This window comes from Vibrio mytili (assembly GCF_000830505.1).
Taxonomy (GTDB): Bacteria; Pseudomonadota; Gammaproteobacteria; order Enterobacterales; family Vibrionaceae; genus Vibrio; species Vibrio mytili.
In genome coordinates this window covers 41,314-58,542 of sequence record NZ_JXOK01000042.1, presented here as the reverse complement: position 1 = coordinate 58,542, position 17,229 = coordinate 41,314, and the positions used below count along the sequence as shown (strand labels likewise).

The 17,229-nt window shown below is 44.3% G+C and carries 14 protein-coding genes; 6 read left to right on the top strand and 8 right to left on the bottom strand.

Going from position 1 to position 17,229, the window contains the following annotated elements; translation table 11 throughout:
• Positions 1-8: 8 nt before the first annotated feature.
• Positions 9-941 (bottom strand): 50S ribosomal protein L3 N(5)-glutamine methyltransferase, encoded by a 933-nt coding sequence (prmB, locus tag SU60_RS11870; RefSeq protein WP_041155688.1) that lies wholly within the window; start codon positions 939-941, stop codon positions 9-11.
• A gap of 62 nt (positions 942-1,003) precedes the next feature.
• On the opposite strand from prmB, the gene smrB reads away from it, so the two are divergent.
• Positions 1,004-1,534 carry an endonuclease SmrB gene (gene smrB, locus SU60_RS11865; RefSeq protein WP_041155687.1) on the top strand — a complete coding sequence of 177 codons (531 nt, stop codon included), beginning with the start codon at positions 1,004-1,006 and terminating at the stop codon, positions 1,532-1,534.
• A 124-nt stretch (positions 1,535-1,658) separates the two neighbouring features.
• Here smrB and sixA read toward each other — a convergent pair whose 3' ends face one another.
• The gene (sixA, locus tag SU60_RS11860) at positions 1,659-2,123 is read right to left on the bottom strand and encodes a phosphohistidine phosphatase SixA (RefSeq protein WP_041155686.1); all 465 of its coding nucleotides are present in this window, start codon (positions 2,121-2,123) and stop codon (positions 1,659-1,661) included.
• 374 nt (positions 2,124-2,497) lie between these two features.
• On the opposite strand from sixA, the gene SU60_RS11855 reads away from it, so the two are divergent.
• Positions 2,498-5,281 carry an insulinase family protein gene (locus tag SU60_RS11855; RefSeq protein WP_041155685.1) on the top strand — a complete coding sequence of 928 codons (2,784 nt, stop codon included), beginning with the start codon at positions 2,498-2,500 and terminating at the stop codon, positions 5,279-5,281.
• A gap of 131 nt (positions 5,282-5,412) precedes the next feature.
• On the opposite strand, the gene fadJ is transcribed toward SU60_RS11855, so the two are convergent.
• Together fadJ and fadI are read right to left on the bottom strand one after the other, a co-directional pair.
• Positions 5,413-7,521 (bottom strand): fatty acid oxidation complex subunit alpha FadJ, encoded by a 2,109-nt coding sequence (fadJ, locus tag SU60_RS11850; RefSeq protein WP_041155684.1) that lies wholly within the window; start codon positions 7,519-7,521, stop codon positions 5,413-5,415.
• Positions 7,521-8,828 (bottom strand): acetyl-CoA C-acyltransferase FadI, encoded by a 1,308-nt coding sequence (gene fadI, locus SU60_RS11845; protein WP_041155683.1) that lies wholly within the window; start codon positions 8,826-8,828, stop codon positions 7,521-7,523. The genes fadJ and fadI overlap by 1 nt, the downstream gene beginning before the upstream one ends.
• A 543-nt stretch (positions 8,829-9,371) precedes the next feature.
• On the opposite strand from fadI, the gene SU60_RS11840 reads away from it, so the two are divergent.
• The 4 genes from SU60_RS11840 to SU60_RS11825 all read left to right on the top strand — a co-directional run bounded on the left by SU60_RS11840 (position 9,372) and on the right by SU60_RS11825 (position 13,809).
• Positions 9,372-9,947 (top strand): sigma-70 family RNA polymerase sigma factor, encoded by a 576-nt coding sequence (locus SU60_RS11840; RefSeq protein ID WP_128814665.1) that lies wholly within the window; start codon positions 9,372-9,374, stop codon positions 9,945-9,947.
• Positions 9,940-10,671, top strand: coding sequence for a DUF3379 domain-containing protein (locus SU60_RS11835; protein WP_041155681.1), 732 nt, complete (start codon positions 9,940-9,942; stop codon positions 10,669-10,671). The genes SU60_RS11840 and SU60_RS11835 overlap by 8 nt, the downstream gene beginning before the upstream one ends.
• A gap of 275 nt (positions 10,672-10,946) precedes the next feature.
• The gene (locus SU60_RS11830) at positions 10,947-12,188 is read left to right on the top strand and encodes an outer membrane protein transport protein (RefSeq protein WP_041155680.1); all 1,242 of its coding nucleotides are present in this window, start codon (positions 10,947-10,949) and stop codon (positions 12,186-12,188) included.
• A 310-nt stretch (positions 12,189-12,498) separates the two neighbouring features.
• Positions 12,499-13,809, top strand: a complete 1,311-nt coding sequence (locus SU60_RS11825) for an outer membrane protein transport protein (protein WP_041155679.1) — start codon at positions 12,499-12,501, stop codon at positions 13,807-13,809.
• Positions 13,810-13,932: 123 nt separating this feature from the next.
• Here SU60_RS11825 and SU60_RS11820 read toward each other — a convergent pair whose 3' ends face one another.
• From SU60_RS11820 to SU60_RS11805, 4 genes are all read right to left on the bottom strand, one after another.
• A complete protein-coding gene (locus tag SU60_RS11820; RefSeq protein WP_041155678.1) occupies positions 13,933-14,709 on the bottom strand; it encodes an MlaA family lipoprotein in 777 nt (258 codons plus the stop codon).
• A gap of 265 nt (positions 14,710-14,974) precedes the next feature.
• Entirely contained in the window at positions 14,975-16,192 is a 1,218-nt protein-coding gene (ccmI, locus tag SU60_RS11815) for a c-type cytochrome biogenesis protein CcmI (RefSeq protein ID WP_041155677.1), read from the bottom strand.
• Positions 16,192-16,677: a cytochrome c-type biogenesis protein gene (locus SU60_RS11810; RefSeq protein WP_041155676.1), complete on the bottom strand. Its 486-nt coding sequence runs from the start codon at positions 16,675-16,677 to the stop codon at positions 16,192-16,194. Before SU60_RS11810 ends, ccmI begins: the two co-directional genes overlap by 1 nt.
• Positions 16,674-17,228 carry a DsbE family thiol:disulfide interchange protein gene (locus SU60_RS11805; protein WP_041155675.1) on the bottom strand — a complete coding sequence of 185 codons (555 nt, stop codon included), beginning with the start codon at positions 17,226-17,228 and terminating at the stop codon, positions 16,674-16,676. The genes SU60_RS11810 and SU60_RS11805 overlap by 4 nt, the downstream gene beginning before the upstream one ends.
• Between the last annotated feature and the right edge of the window lies 1 nt (position 17,229).

Here is a 17,229-nt window from a genome sequence, read left to right as displayed (position 1 = left end):
CGACCCTGCTAGTCTTTGTACAACTTGAACTCTTCTTCACATTCAAGCAGTTGATCGCGAGTAAGCACAAATACGCCGTGGCCACCATTCTCAAACTCAATCCAAGTAAACGGAATCTGTGGGTACTGGTCCATCATGTGCACCATTGAGTTACCCACTTCACAGATCAAAATACCATCGTCCGTCAAATAATCAGGTGCATTAGCAAGAATACGGCGCACAAGTTTCAAGCCATCGGTCCCCGCAGCAAGACCCAGCGATGGCTCATGGGTAAATTCATCAGGCAAACTGTTCATGTCTTCTTCGTCTACATAAGGTGGATTCGACACGATCAGGTTGTATTTCTCTTTTGGCAACTCACGGAACAAATCCGAACGCATTGGGATAACTTGTTGCTCCATTCCATGATCTTGAATGTTTTGCTCTGCAACTTGAAGTGCGTCAGCCGAGATATCGATTGCATCCACTTCTGCTTCAGGGAACGCATGTGCACATGCAATCGCTATACAACCACTGCCAGTACACATATCCATAATACGTGTTGGCTCTTGGGTTAACCAAGGTTGGAACTCAGCTTGAATCAATTCACCAATTGGTGAACGAGGCACAAGTACGCGTTCATCGACGAAGAACTCTAGTCCACAAAACCACGCTTTATTGGTCAAGTAAGCGGTGGGCGTACGCTCATTAATACGCTTAACCACACGTTCGACAATTCTGTAACGTTCACTGGTCGTCAAACGAGAATTCAATACATGCGGAGGCACATCAATTGGCAGGTATAATGTTGGCAGGATGAGCTGAACGGCTTCATCCCAAGCATTATCAGTGCCATGACCGTAAAACAGACCAGCGGCATTAAAGCGGCTTACCGTCCAACGAATCATATCTTGAAGGGTATGAAGTTCTGATACCGCTTCTTCTACAAAAATCTTATCCAAAATTGCCTCCGAAAAGCGCTACAATACTGCCAATATCATTATTGAATGAAACCATTATCCTAATGAGCAAAAAAGACACCGAACATGATGACGATTTCGCCTTGTTTAAGGAAGCAGTACAGGGCGTAAAAAAGTTGCGTCAGGATACCATAATCCAGCAACCAAAAAAAAATACCAAGCAAAAAGAAATCAAGCGCTCAATTCGCGAGGCAAGTGATTCTGAATTCTACTTTTCCGACGAGTTTGTCCCGCTATTAAACGAAGAAGGACCGACTCGTTATTCTCGCGATGACGTCTCTACATATGAGGTAAAACGTCTGCGTCGCGGAGTGTATGTCCCCGATGTTTTCTTAGACATGCATGGCATGACTCAACAAGAAGCAAAACGTGAACTAGGGGCAATGATAACGTACTGCGTTAAAAACGAAATTCACTGTGCCTGTGTGCAACACGGAATTGGCAAACACATTCTGAAGCAAAAAACGCCACTTTGGCTCGCGCAGCATCCAGACGTTATGGCTTTCCACCAAGCCCCTTTAGAGTTTGGCGGTGCTGGCGCTTTGCTTGTGTTGCTTTCGATTCCTGATAAATAGAAAACGCCCAAGACCGAATCGGAAATTAATCACTCTACAATGCCAGCAACCCGAAACCGTCAAGAGCACGGAAAAGCGATAAACACTAGGCAGGTTATTCGATACCTGCCTTATCCGACATTCGCTATGGTGTAATATGCCAGAGCAATTCACCGCTTTGAGTACTAGGCTCGTACTCCACACAAATTAAGCCAGAGGTTGGGAACATCGGCGGTGTCATATCTTTAACAAACTCAGCGGTAAGGTAACCGACGAGTGGCAGGTGTGACACGAACAATAGTGACTCAAGCTTTTCAACTTCAATCAGCGCACTTGCATAGTCAAACACACTATCGGATTGACCATAAGGTGTGATCTCTTCATTCACTTCAATACTTTTGGCTGAAAAGTATTGACTGATTTCTTGCCAAGTTTGTTGAGCTCGAATGTAAGGACTCACCAATACTTTATCGAATTGAGCGATGCCTTGCTCAGTACACGCCCGGGCAACCGCTTCTGATTCTTTTCTGCCTCTTTGGGTCAGTTGTCTTGCTGCGTCAGAGTCCGCAAAATGTTCCGCTTCTCCGTGACGCATGATGAATATTTTCATGCTATTTCCTATGGATAGCTAACGCTACCAAAAGGTTAACTGCTATCTTTATTATAAATCTGGGGCTAGTTTTAATAATGACGAAACAAAAATACTGATATAATTGTCGGTTCATTATACCAACTCGCTGACGAAAGATAGCGACACTCTTAACAATCTATTAAAAAGAATACATTCAGTTCATCACAGTATTTCACCATGGCCATGAGCTCAGTGTATTCCTTCAAACAGCCCTACCCTTGCATCAGAGCAATGGGTCATGCAGTACTCGTACATACAACAAAAATGCGGCAAGCAGTATTTGTCGAAACACAACGTATGCGTATCCCTCAGGGAGGCGTATACGACTGTCATGCTAAATCTGGAGACGCATCGTGCACCAAAGTCCTAACGATTCCAATCAATACCGCTACCTTACCTTGAGTAATAACTTGCGCGTATTGCTGATCCATTCCGACACTGCTCAACAGTCGGCGGCAGCGCTAGCAGTGAATGTCGGACACTTTGACGACCCGAATGATCGACAAGGTTTAGCTCACTACTTAGAGCACATGCTTTTTTTGGGTACGGAAAAATACCCTAAAGTGGGTGAGTTTCAAAGCTATATTAACCAACATGGTGGGACGAATAACGCTTGGACAGGTACAGAGCACACGTGCTTTTTCTTTGATATCGCTCCCAACGCGTTCAACAATGCCTTAGATCGCTTCAGTCAGTTTTTTACCGCACCACTGTTTAACGAGGAAGCGCTAGATAAAGAGCGTCAAGCGGTAGATTCAGAGTACAAGTTAAAACTTAATGATGATGCTCGTCGTCTGTATCAAGTAAACAAAGAAATCGTCAATCCAGCGCACCCTTTCGCCAAATTTTCTGTCGGTAATCTTGATACCCTGGGCGACAAAGACGGTCAGTCTATCCGCGAGGAAATTGTCGAATTCCACCATAAACACTACTCAGCTGATCTGATGACATTGACCCTTTTTGGACCACAATCGCTAGATGAACAACAAACATGGGTAGAACAGATGTTTGCTGACATTCCCGATCACCGGTTACAGGGTAAAACCGTTGATGTGCCGATTACGACAAAAGGCAGTACCGGTATCCTGATCAAGGTCGAACCGATGAAAGAGTTTAGACGTTTGATTCTGACGTTCCCGATGCCAGGTGTGGATGAATATTATGGCATCAAACCTCTCTCCTATTTTGCCCACTTATTAGGCTATGAGGGTGAAGGTAGCTTAATGCTAAACCTCAAAGAGAAAGGCTGGATAACTTCACTCTCAGCAGGTGGAGGCGCAAGTGGCAGCAACTACCGCGACTTCACCATCAGTTGCACGCTAACAGCTGAAGGCCTCGATCACGTAGACGCGATCTGTCAGGCCATATTCCAATACTTATCTTTAATTAAACGAGAAGGACTGGATGAATGGCGATACCTCGAAAAGCAAGCTGTGCTGGAATCGGCGTTTCGATTTCAAGAGCCTTCCCGCCCTCTCGATCTAGTCAGTCACCTCGTTGTGAATATGCAACATTATCAACCCGAGGATACCATTTATGGTGATTATAAGATGTCTGGCTATGATGAAGAGCTCCAGCGCTCTTTCTTACAATACCTCACCGTCGATAACGTCCGCATCACCGTCGTCGCGAAAGAGCAAGAATATGACCGTACGGCCCAATGGTATTTTACACCTTACTCGGTAAGCCCACTGTCAGACGAGCAGAAACAAACCTTTGAGCTGTCTGATCCAAACTGGCAGTTCGAACTACCGACTAAAAACCCATTCATCTGCTACGATCTTGACCCAATGCCACTGGAAAATAAACAAGGCAACTCGCTGCCTGAAATGATCGAAAACATTGACGGCTTCCGTCTATGGCATTTGCAAGATGACGAGTTTCGAGTTCCTAAGGGGGTCGTTTATGTTGCGATCGATAGCTCGCATGCTGTTGCTTCACCCAAAAACATCGTTAAGACGCGTCTGTGTGTTGAGATGTTCCTTGATTCACTGGCGAAAAGAACCTACCAAGCCGAAATCGCTGGTATGGGCTACAACATGTATGCGCACCAGGGAGGCGTAACCCTAACCCTTTCTGGTTTCAGCCAAAAATTACCTCAGTTATTGGAGATGATTTTACATCGGTTCACCGCGCGGGAATTTAGCGTAGAGCGATTCGAAACCATTAAGCAACAGTTATTGAGAAATTGGCGTAACGCAGCGCAAGACCGCCCTATTTCCCAGTTATTCAATGGTCTGACCGGTTTGTTGCAACCCAATAACCCACCATTTTCAGTCTTACTAGACGCACTGGAAAATATCCAGGTAGAGGATTTAGCAATATTCGTTGAATCTATTTTGGCAGAATTACACGTGGAAATGTTTGTATATGGAGATTGGCAACGCCAGCAAGCCCATGAGATGGCCACCACGTTAAAAGATGCCCTAAGAGTCAAAGAACAGCGTTACGAGGAAGCACTTCGTCCCCTTGTGATGCTAGGCAAAAATGGCAGCTTCCAACGTGAGATTCAGTGTAACCAACAAGACTCTGCGGTTTTGATTTATCACCAATGTGAAGACATTGAACCGCGCAATATTGCTTTGTATACATTAGCAAACCACTTGATGTCCGCGACCTTTTTCCATGAAATTCGAACCAAACAACAACTTGGATACATGGTAGGTACTGGCAACATGCCTCTAAATCGTCACCCCGGTATTGTTCTCTATGTTCAATCACCGAATGCCGCGCCAGCTGAGTTGGTCACTTCTATTGATGAGTTCCTCAATGCGTTTTACATGGTGTTATTAGAACTCAACGAATATCAGTGGCAAAGCAGTAAACGCGGACTGTGGAATCAAATCTCGACGCCAGACACCACCTTGCGGGGACGAGCACAGCGTTTATGGGTCGCAATTGGCAACAAAGATACCGAATTTAACCAAAGAGAAAAAGTATTGGATGAGCTCAAAAAATTAACTCGAACCGACATGATTCGCTTCGTTGTTAATGAGCTCAAACCTCGCACCGCCAATCGCTTAGTCATGCATTCTCAGGGGTTGGCGCATATGGATGAGCCTCGTATCCACCTAGGACAAGAGATAGGCTCGATTGAAGAGTTTCAGTTAAGACCCAAAGATTGTGCATTAGGTTAGAAAGGCAATGCCAGTGTCCACGGTGATGACAACCCTGGTCAAGGACACAAAAATAAAAAGGATAAGAAGAAATAACGTTGATCTTCTTATGTAAATAGGCTTGCATGTGCAAGCCTTTTCACATTACCAGACTAGTAAAACTTCGTTCCCTCACCAGCGCGAGTCAGCAAGCCATCACATGGCGCGTAGCGATCGCCGTATTTCGACGCAAACTCATTCATTTTTTCTACCAGCTCTTTGATTCCGAATTGATCCATATAACGGAATGGGCCTCCTAAAAATGGCGGGAAACCAATACCGAAGATGGCACCAATATCTCCGTCACGTGCTGAACGAATGATACCGTCATCCAAGCATCGGACCGCTTCATTAAGCAGCGGCAGCACACAACGAAGTACTATATCGTTATCACTCAATTTCGACTCTGGATCGAGCTTTAACAGTTTATATACTGACTTATCGACGTCCTTCTTTTTCCCTTTGTAGGTATAAAAACCTTTACCACTTTTCCGACCTTTTCGACCATCGTTGAGCAAGGTATCGAATACATCAGGACCTTTGAATCTCTCACCCAGTTCATTGACAAGTATCGGCATGATCTTCGCGCCAATATCAATACCGACTTCATCAAGCAGCGTTATCGGTCCAACCGGAAACCCAAAATCAAGTAATGCCCCATCAATTTTCTCAATAGGCTCGTTAGCCAATAAGATATGCGCCGCTTCATTCATATAGGGAGCAAGAATACGGTTGACGTAAAAGCCCGCCTTATCTTTTACAACAATCGGCGTTTTGCCTTGTTTCTTAGCCAAAGCTACCACAGTAGAGATCGTCTCATCCGATGTTGTTTCGTGTGGGATCACTTCAACTAAAGGCATTTTCTCGACCGGACTAAAATAATGTAGACCGACGATATTTTCTGGCCGCTGGGCTTTTTCAGCAATCTTACCAATAGGCAGGGACGAGGTATTCGTAGCGAAAATGGTTTCTGGTTTCGCGTTAGCTTCAATGTCAGCAACCATCTGCTGCTTCAAGTCGAGATCTTCAAACACCGCTTCGATAACCACATCAATATGGTTATAGCTGGTAAAGTCAACACCACCCGACAGTTGCAACATGTTTGCCTGTAACTCAGCTTTCGATAGGATGCGACGTTTGCGCTGCTTTTCAAACAACTGATAGTTATGATGTAACGCATTCAATACACCATCATTACTCACGTCTTTAATACGCACTGGGACCTTTGCTTTTGCCACTGAAACATGGCTAATCCCAGCCCCCATTAAGCCGCCACCTAATACGCCCACTCTTTTAACATTCGCAGGTTTCGCGTCTGACCCATGCTCTTTTTTCATCTCTGTGGTCGCAAAAAAGATCGAACGCAACGCTTTCGATTCCGAGCTCATCACCAACTCGCCAAAACGCTTCGCTTCTAGCTCTTGCCCTTTGACAAAGCCTTTTTCTAGACCATGTTGGATAACTTCGAGAATCGCTTCTGCTGCTGGATAGTTGCCTCGAGTTTTCTGGTGAGTCTTTTTCGCAGCCTGCTCAAAAATGAACTTGCGCCCTAAACCGCTCCCAGACATCAATTTTTCTTTGGCTGAGTGTTTTTTACCTTTGTTTTTACCTTTGTCCAAAAACTGCTGAGCAACGTCGAGCAGTATGGTTTCTGGCACGCAATCATCCACAATGCCTAACTTCTTCGCTTTATTCGCGCGAAGCTGTTTGCCAGTAAGGATGATATCCAGCGAAGGCAATAGACCGATGAGCCTTGGCAGACGTTGTGTGCCACCCGATCCTGGCAATAGGCCCAATTGAACTTCTGGCAGTCCCAGACGTGTTTTATCCGAATTCGTACAAACGCGATAATCACAAGCGAGCGCAAGCTCCAATCCCCCCCCTAAACAAGGACCATGAATCGCAGCGACGACTGGATAAGGCAATTCAGATAACTGCTGGAATAGCTCCTGCCCTTGCTTGGCTAACGCTTCTGCTTCACTAGCGGTGGTACACGCTTCCAACATACGAACGTCGGCACCAGCAACGAAATTATCAGGTTTAAGAGAGTGAATGATCATCCCTTTTATGCCACTAGCTTCGTTTAGCTGAGTGAAAATACCATTCATCTCTTGCGCAAAAGCCGCCTGCAGCGTGTTCATTTTTTCGTTCGGAACATCAATCGCTAGCCACGCGATATTTTGTTCGTCGATGTTAAGATTAAATGCTTTCTGTTCGCTCATTATTCGACCTCCAAAATCATCGCTGCACCAAGACCACCCGCTGCACAAGCAGTGTTAAGCGCAATTCCGCCACCACGACGCTTTAACTCACGTAATGTTTGCGTCATCATTCTTGCGCCTGTCGCCGCAAACGGATGGCCATAAGCAATCGAGCCACCTAATACATTAAACTTGTCCATGTCAATCTCACCAATTGCTTGCGCGCGGCCAAGATGTTGTTGAGCAAATTTGTCCGAGGCAAACATTTTAACGTTCGCCAGCGTTTGGGCAGCAAATGCTTCATGCATGTCGATCAACGTTAAGTCGGATAGCTCGAGTCCGGTATTTTCCAGTACTTTCGCCGTTGCATACGAAGGCCCCATCAACATATCGGTTTGTACGCCGATCGCGGAAAATGCATACCCTCTGATATACCCCAAAATATCCATACCTAGCTCTTTTGCCTTACCTTCACGCATCAACATGACAGCGGCACCACCATCGGTTAATGGCGTGCTGTTTGCCGCAGTCACGCTGCCGTACTGTCGATCAAACGCAGGACGAAGTTTTGCGTACCCTTCTAACGTCGAATCATGACGAACGTTGTTATCTTCGGAGAGCCATTTCTTGTAGGGTTCAGGGAAAGCGGTCATCACTTCGCCCTGAATTTTTCCTTCTTTCCATGCCTGAGACGCTAAGGTATGCGAGCGATGAGCTAGAGCATCTTGTTCAGCGCGTGAGATACCATGTGTTTTGGCCATCTGCTCTGCTGTTTGCCCCATTGAAAGCCCCGTAGAGTACTCAGCAACCGCAGGCGGAACCGGCATCAGATCTTTAAAACTTAAGCGCTTAAGAATATTAAGTTTTTGTCCAAGCGTTTTGGTTTTACTCAAGGCTAATAAGTTTGATGCTAACTTTTTTGAAACACCAATAGGCAAAACAGATGAAGAGTCAGCACCACCAGCAATGCCAATATCAATTGACCCTGCCATGATGCTTTCAGTAACATTGACCGCTGCTTGAAAACTGGTTGCACACGCACGTGTCACACTGTAGGCATCAGTATGGACATTCATTCCTGTCCCCAAGACGATTTCACGCGCAATATTAGGAGCCTCTGGCATTTGTACTACTTGTCCAAACACCACTTGTTCTATTAACGTCGGGTCGATATCGGTACGAGCAAGCATCTCGCTTACTACCATTTTGCCCAAATCCACTGCTGGTACTTGGCTAAATTCTGTGCTTTGACGAGCAAAGGGAGTTCGAAGCCCCGCGACGATAGCTACACGCTCACCTTGGCGTGTTTTTACTTCTTGCTTGCCCATTGTTTCTCCTTAATCACAAGAGGTCTGACCTCGCCATTGTAATCAGGTTGTTAAAATTTTCAAACACGTGTTTGCATAAAACGTGACGCTTGTTGATCAATGACTATAATTCAATAAACTGATGTCATTAACCTCATCAGGGTAGCACGACGCAGGGCAGTAGATTTAATTGCGCGTAGCGCCTCGCAACAACCTACAGGTAAGTGAGATATGTGATCAAAAGAAAAAGAGACTTAGTACGGATTGAAATGATTCAGATGAAAAATTTGAGCAAAAAAAAACCACACAAAACTGTGTGGTCGGAATATCTATAAAGCAATTAACTTACGCCAATTGAAAATAATCAGTTTCCTGATTAGGAGAAAGTAAAGTCAGCCTTCAAAAGGAAGTGTCATCTTGCTCAACATGTTAGCCACAAGGACTAACGAGATGACAGGGTCTACTATAACCGCTCGCGAACTTTAAATTTTGAAATAGATCAATTTTATAGTGATTATCTTCAAATCACTCCAGTCGCTCAAGTATTGGCGGCGCAGAGTAAGAATAGAGGCTTTTGTGCCAATTATAAAAATATTTGGAAAGAAAAAAACCAATCGTCCGGTCGATTCTGATATGGACAAACAAAGAAAATACGAAGCGCTCGTTCGCGGCTATCATCGCGATCTGTATCGTTACGCTTACTGGCTGTGTAAAGACAAGGCCATCGCGGAAGATTTGGTGCAAGAAACCTGCATGCGTGCGTGGAAATCACTCGACAGCCTTCTCGATGAAAAGGCGGCTAAATCTTGGCTGATTACCATTCTAAGAAGAGAAAACGCGCGTCGATTTGAACGCAAACAATTTGATCTAGTCGATATTGAAGAGTACAGCAATGAGGCCAAATTTAGTGATGATACTCATCACCAACAACAATGGCTTCACGAACAAATCATGAAGTTAGATATTGAGTATAGAGAGCCGTTATTATTACAGGTAGTCGCAGGTTTCAGTGGAGAAGAGATTGGCGACATCCTCGGTCTCAACAAAAATACCGTGATGACGCGTTTGTTCCGCGCCCGCAATCAACTAAAAGAGATGTTGGATTCTCAAGATACAAAGAGAGGACAAAAAAATGGATGATTTAGAATTTCGTCGTCGTATTTTGTCGGATCCTAAACATTTGGACAAAGAAACCCTGCAATCGTTAAAAGATAACGAGACAAACCGTAAATTTGTCGATGACGTTTTAGATCTCGATGCAAAAATAAACCAAGCAATGAGTATTGATGTACCAGAAGATCTTGCCGATAAGATTTTGTTTACTCAATCTTCAGCCAGCCATCACGAGAAAGTCCATAAGCCGATGTTCGCTCGTAAAGCTCTAGCGCTGGCGGCATCTATTGCCTTCACTGCTGGTCTTTTAGTCGGTCAGGTAAACTGGGGGAATGTTTTACTACCACCAGCTCATGCATCATTAGCGGAGACGGCAATCAAGCATGTCGTAAATGAAGAGGCATTTGTTCGCCATATAGACGAGAATGTACCAAATTCGCAAATAAACGCGAAAATGCTTCCTTTCCAATATCACTTTATCGACCAATTCCCTTACCATGTGTATTACTTAAACCATTGCGGCTTTGGTAAATCCAATGCAGTGCATATGGTTTTTCAGGGAAATAAAGGTAAAGTCACTTTGTTTATGACCGCAATTACGAGTGATCAGCAAGTCACCTTTAAAGAAGATGGTATGAATGGTTCGATAGTGCCGATGGGGAATGTCAGCATGATCTTAATCGGTGAACACGATGAAGATACCGAATCATTAGCGAATACTCTGGTTCCTTTGATTAAGCCCATGTCATAAAAAGTCGATAAATGCTGCTAAATAGCTTTATTTAGCAGCATTTCCTTATCAATTAACACCCAACCATTCACCACAGCAATGCTCAGTTAGAGCTAAAGCTCTAATTTATGCATTTTAACCGCATTTTCCCTACATTTAGGCATCATTTCTCCAATTTTTATCCATTTTAGACCAATGGTCGGATATGTTTGAAGCCATCTAATGACTACTATCTGCGCCACTGAGCAAAAGCTCAAATTATCGTCCAAAGAGACGAATCTAATAAGGAAAAACAAATGACACAGAACACGCGTCTGTTTAAAAAGACTCTCTTAGCAGTGACCGTCGCTTTTGCCTCAGGCCAAACCATGGCAGCGGGCTTCCAACTTAATGCCCAATCGGCGACAGGTATCGGTCGTGCGTTTGCGGGTGATGCCGTAATCGCAGACAATGCCTCAGTAATGGCTCGTAACCCAGCCGCGATGGCTCTGTTTGACAAAATGGAACTATCGCTCGGTTTTGAAACCCTTTCGACTGATATCTCAGCGAAAGATGTCAACTACAGTGCAGCGAATGGTTTCATTTCAGACAATACATCTTACGATGATGCCGGCAGTACATCTGTTGCTCCCAATATTCACCTTATCGTACCTGTAAATGAGCAATTTGCTTGGGGTGTCAACGCCTACTCAAATTTCGGTACTAAAACAGAATTCAAAGATAGTCTGACTTGGTCTGAATACGGTGGTCTAACCGATGTAAAAAGTGTCAATCTAGGTCTTGCGGGCTCTTACCGTTTAAACGAACAATGGAGCTTCGGTGCAGGCATCGATTTTATTTATGGTACTGGTAAGCTAAAACGGACTACATCTATCGGTGGCACAAAAAATACGTTGCTTGACGCTGATGCTGAAGGGTTTGGTGTTGGTTATAACTTAGGTACGGTATTTGAATTGAATGAAAATAACCGATTCGGTCTATCCTACCGCCACAGTCCAGAAATTGAAGCTGAAGGTGATATCAATTATATTTTCGCTGGCGAGAAGGACTCAAACGGAAAGTTAAACTTGCCTCTACCTGATATGGCTGAGTTTTCTGGCTACCATAAAATTGAAGATACTCAATTTGCGGTCCACTACAGTGTCCAATGGATTGGTTGGAGCACATTTGATAAGTTAGATGGTACAGTAAATGGTAACAGCCACACATTCAATGAATATCAGTGGAAAGATGGTTGGCACTACGCTATTGGTGGTACCTACTACATGAATTCGGACTGGACTCTACGCACTGGTTACATGTATGACACCAGCGCTCAAGATAATAAAAAGTCCGTTTCAGTCCCTGATTCTGATCGCCAATGGTTTTCAGCAGGTGCAACATATCACATCGATACTAACTCAAGTATTGATGCAGGTTTCACGTACTTATTAGGTAAAGACGTTAAAGTAACTGAAGATACTGGCGTGGGCACTCTCAACGCTACGACTCGTGCTAACGCTATACTATTCGGCTTACAATACAGCCGCAGCTTCTAAGCTAGTCGCGCTAGACGCATAAATTAACACGTTATATAAAAGGCTGGATTTCCAGCCTTTTTTTGATCCAGCAGAACAAAGTGTTCGCTGAATTTGAGTGAACACTTGTAGCATAAAAGCAAGGTTAGGACTCACACTTGTTCGCTAAACACTCATGCCCTCCCCTTAACAAGCCAGTATATACAACCAATTTCGTTAAAATATTAATATAAAATTCCAAATGCGTACGCTTTAAGGGTTTTGATTTTTAAAGTAATCACTCTATCTTTAGAATTTCGCCTTACTTTTCAATAATTCAGCGAACGTAAGAATGAAAACCAACAAGACCCTTCTATCTACAGCCGTCGCATTTAGCCTACTCGGCACTTCTACCATCACCCATGCTGCGGGTTTCCAATTGGCAGAATACTCGGTAACAGGCTTAGGTCGAGCCTATGCTGGCGAGGCTGCAATGGCCGACAATGCAAGTGCTCAATGGCGAAACCCTGCCATGCTGACCTATTTACCAGGCACTCAGGTGTCTCTTGGTGGTATTTACGTTAACCCCAATGTCGACGTTGAAGGTGATGTTCATTTTTATGGGCAAAGTTCATCCGCCTCTTCTGATGACTTCGCTAATGACGCTATAGTCCCGAGCTTTTATCTGTCCCACCAATATAATAACCAGTTTTCTGTCGGTCTCGCTTTTGGCACTAACTACGGTATGGAAACCGATCTAGGTAAAAGTTTTGGTGCATCCCATTTCGGTAACGAGGCCAGCGTCACCACCATGGAAGCAAACTTAAATGCGGCTTATAAACTTAATCAAGCCATCAGTATTGGTGGTGGTTTGCGTTACGTTCTTGGTGAAGGAAGCTTTGGTGCCACAGCACCACAAAATAACGTCATTGGCCAACATCCTGGAACAGGTCAACCGATCCCAGCCCCTCAAGGCACGACTCTCAAATACATGGAAGGTGATGATACTGCTTGGGGATGGCAAGTGGGAACTGCATGGCAGATCAACGCTAACCATCGTATTGGCTTCACGTACAAATCCGAAGTTGATTTAAAATTAGAAGGTCATGCTGAAGGGCTTGGTTTTGGTATTGCGGGTAAAGAAAACGGCTATATGAACCTATCGCTTCCCGCAACTGCAGAACTGGCAAGCTTCCATCAACTCACCGAGCTACTTGCTTTGCACGCAAGTTTCAACTGGACGGATTGGAGCGCATTTGAAAAGTTACAGGCCCAACTTAACAATACCGGTTCACATATGGTAAAAGTTGAAAACTGGCAAGACAACTACCGATTCGCAGTGGGTGCGACGTATCAGTTACAACCTAAATTAGCGCTAAGAACGGGAGTTGCCTACGATACCTCTGCGGTAAGCGACAAAAACCGTACTATTACGATTCCTGAAACGGATCGTACTTGGTTAAGCGTTGGTGCAACGTATGATTGGACAAATGACTTTAGTTTGGACGCAGGTTTTACTTATATTTTTGCAAAAGACGCCCCTATCACTGAATCACGTGGATACGCATCTGACGATACTGCTGAAGCGGTGGGTGGTCAGTTCGTCGGAGAAACAACCGGTAATGTTTGGTTGATTGGCATTCAAGCGAACTATCACTTCTAACCTATCGCCTTTAACGTTCCAAGTTTCTCGAAAATCGATTCTGTACAATAAAAAGCAAAAAGGCTTAGCCATATGAACGCTAAGCCTTTTTCTTAGATTAGAAATTAGATAAGAGCTTGAGAATTAGAAATCTTCTAGATATTCATCTAGGTACGCTTCTTCTTCTTCGTTCACCTCGTTAACCTTCTCAACTTCCGCTTTGAAATCGAGACGTTGAATGTAAACATCTCGACTCAGTACATAAGGATCTGGCGAGTTTTCTAACTGTACTTCTTGAGAAACGAGCATGGCACGTTTTTCCATCCCTTCAAATGCCCATTTACCCAAGCTTGCCCAGAAGTTTAAGTAAGATAAAGGAAGATACATATCATCAACGGTGTCCGCCGCTTCACGTAATGTTACCGGACCATATCCAGGCACCATAAAATAAGGTCCATGGCCAACGCCATAATGCCCAATCGCATCACCAAAGGCTTTATCATCATATTTGGTAATACCCGCTTCGGTGGCAAGGTCTACCAGCCCGAAGATACCAAACGTTGAGTTAATTAAAAACCGATTGAAGTGATCCAGCGCTTTGCTACCATTGCCCATAATCAGGTTGTTTATCATACTTGAAGGCTCATCTAAGTTAGCCAAAAAGTTGGCAATACCAGTACGAACCAGCTTAGGGGTGTAATCAACGTACGCAAGTGATACTGGACGAACCAAATACGGATCTAAATAATCGTAGTTGATATCCCACATTGCACGGTTAAAGCCTTCTAACGGATCATACACATCAGAAGTCGTTTGATTTGTTTCCGCTTTTTCATCTACTGCTTCATCTGGCGCACTTGAACAGCCAACCAGTCCAACCGCCAACAATAATAGGAAAAGGGACTTACCCTTGTTATACATTTTTTTGTTCCATAACGACTATTAATATACCCAAATACCCTTTATCTCAAGGTATAGAGCGTTTGCCGCCCAAAAGCTACTTGGGTATGTAAATACTCGATCTATAATTATTAGACATATAAATAAAGGCCAGCGAATGCTGGCCTCAGGTATTCTACTCGATCGTTTTAAGTCATACCACTATCAGGAAATGACAATCGGCCTGCTTCAAGATTCGAGACAACATGTCTCTCGTATGATCCACAGGCCTAAGAGGCAAACCGAACTATTGATACTGTTTATCAATCGTCACTTCGACGGGCTGTCCAAAATCAACCACACCACTTTCTCCATGCCAATCGTGATCACGGGTTGCAACGTTACCATCTGTATCAACCCTTACACGTACAATCAGCTGTTCGAGCGAAGAAAGCTTTTGTCCCTGCATCATTGCATTGCCATCATCCAGAATCACTGTACGAGGAAATGTACCTAGTGGATAACGAGCGGCAGCAACTGGCATTGGCGCGCCATTCGCGTGGTGGACTGAAACAATCAATACCGCATTTGGATCGAGATCGATATCCGGCGCTACATTGATGGTGACAGCAACACTTTTCTCTGGCGACACTGCCTCACCCATTTGCTTACGAGCACTTTCAATACTTCGCGACAACATTTCATAGCGGCTGTCTTCTGGCCCAATCATTTGCTGCATGATTCCCCAGTATTTAATGGCCGCCGGAAAATCATTTCGTTCGAAAGCATCAAACGCAAGCAATGAGAAAACACGGATGTCCACTCGGTCTTGCTGCATTAATTCACCTAGGAGCGAACGCGCTGTCGATTGTTCCATTTCGTCTTGGGAGAGCATTAATGCTTGGGCATAACCTAACTTCACGTCATCATCATTAGGCTCCAACTGGTATGACTTTTCCATCGCATCAATAGCAGTCGCTACATCACGATTCGCTAAAGCAATACGCCCTAGTAGCAGCCAACCTGTTGAATCTTCAGGCTGATAATGCAAGCGCGTGCGCAACGCAAGCGTCAAATCTGCCATGTCGTCATCGCTGAGTGGCTCCGCGGTTCCCGACATCAGTTTTTTTGACAGTGTGGGTAAGTTGGCTGAAACTTGTTGCCAATTTTCGACCTCTGAAGACGCACCAAACTTAAAGTACAAGCCATAGCTCAATACAACAGTCAGAATCACGGACGGAATGAGTACGACCATCGGAGAAATTTGGGTCTGCTTAGACTCGTTTGAACCAGGTATATCATCAAGTAGCGACTGTTTTAAATCCGAAATTAAGTCTTCTTCACTTTCGACAAGGCCTTCATCGGTTTCTTCATGCAATTCTGATAAACGGTCTTTATAAAATGCTTTATTTAGCTCATCACGAAGAACATCATCATTATTCGCTTTCTGTTTAAGCAGTGGCAAAGCCACCAAAACACATGCAATCAGCGTAAGAGCAACAGTGGAAATCCAAAATAGCATCATTACTTCTTATCTCCGTTATTCTCATCATCAAGCAGTGCTTTTAAGCGAGCCTCTTTCTGCTCGTCCCATTGTTCCTCACTGTCTGTCTCTGATTTAGCTTTAGACTTTCTGCTTCGCAGTACAATCAAGCCAAACCCCATCAATACCACGGCCAACGGACCAAGCCACAAAATTGAAGTTGCCACGGTGAAAGGCGGATTGTAAGTTACAAAATTGCCATACCTCGCCACCATATAGTCAACGATTTCTTGCTTCGACTTACCCTCTTTGGTCATTTCATACACTTTATGACGTAAGTCCTGTGCCAACGCGGCGTTAGAGTCTGAAATCGTGTTGTTCTGACACTTAGGACAACGAAGCGTATGACTCAACTCTTTGAACTGTTGTTCTTGCTCAAGGTTATCAAACTCATACACTTCAATCGCTGCATGAGCAGCAAGAGATAATGTCATGGCAGCCAATACGGCGAGAATCTGCTTTCTCATTGCTTCGCCTCCTCAACCAATTGGTTGTATAGCGGCTCTAGTTTTTCTGACCAATTACGCGGGTTAACGTCTCCCACATGACGGTATCGAATCACTCCATTGGCATCTATAACGAATGTTTCGGGTGCGCCATATACGCCAAGGTCGAGCCCAAGCATACCGCTGCCATCAAACAAGCTAATCAAGTAAGGGTTGCCTAAATCGTTCAACCAACCAATCGCTTTATTACGATCATCTTTGTAATTCATACCGATGATCTTAACGCCCTTACCAGCCAACTCATTTAGGTACTTATGCTCGGCATAACAGGTCGGGCACCAAGTTGCCCATACATTGAGTAGCAACGGTTCACCAGTAAAGATCGATTGATCGTATTGCTTTCCTGGTTCAGCTAAGTCTTCGAGATGAAATTTGGGTACAGGCTTATCAACTAGGACCGACTCTAATTTGGTTGGGTCATCGCCGTCTTGGTTACGAATTAACTGGGTTGCAAATATCCCCGCTAGTAGCAAAAAAGCGACTAACGGAATAAATAAGACTTTCTTATTCATA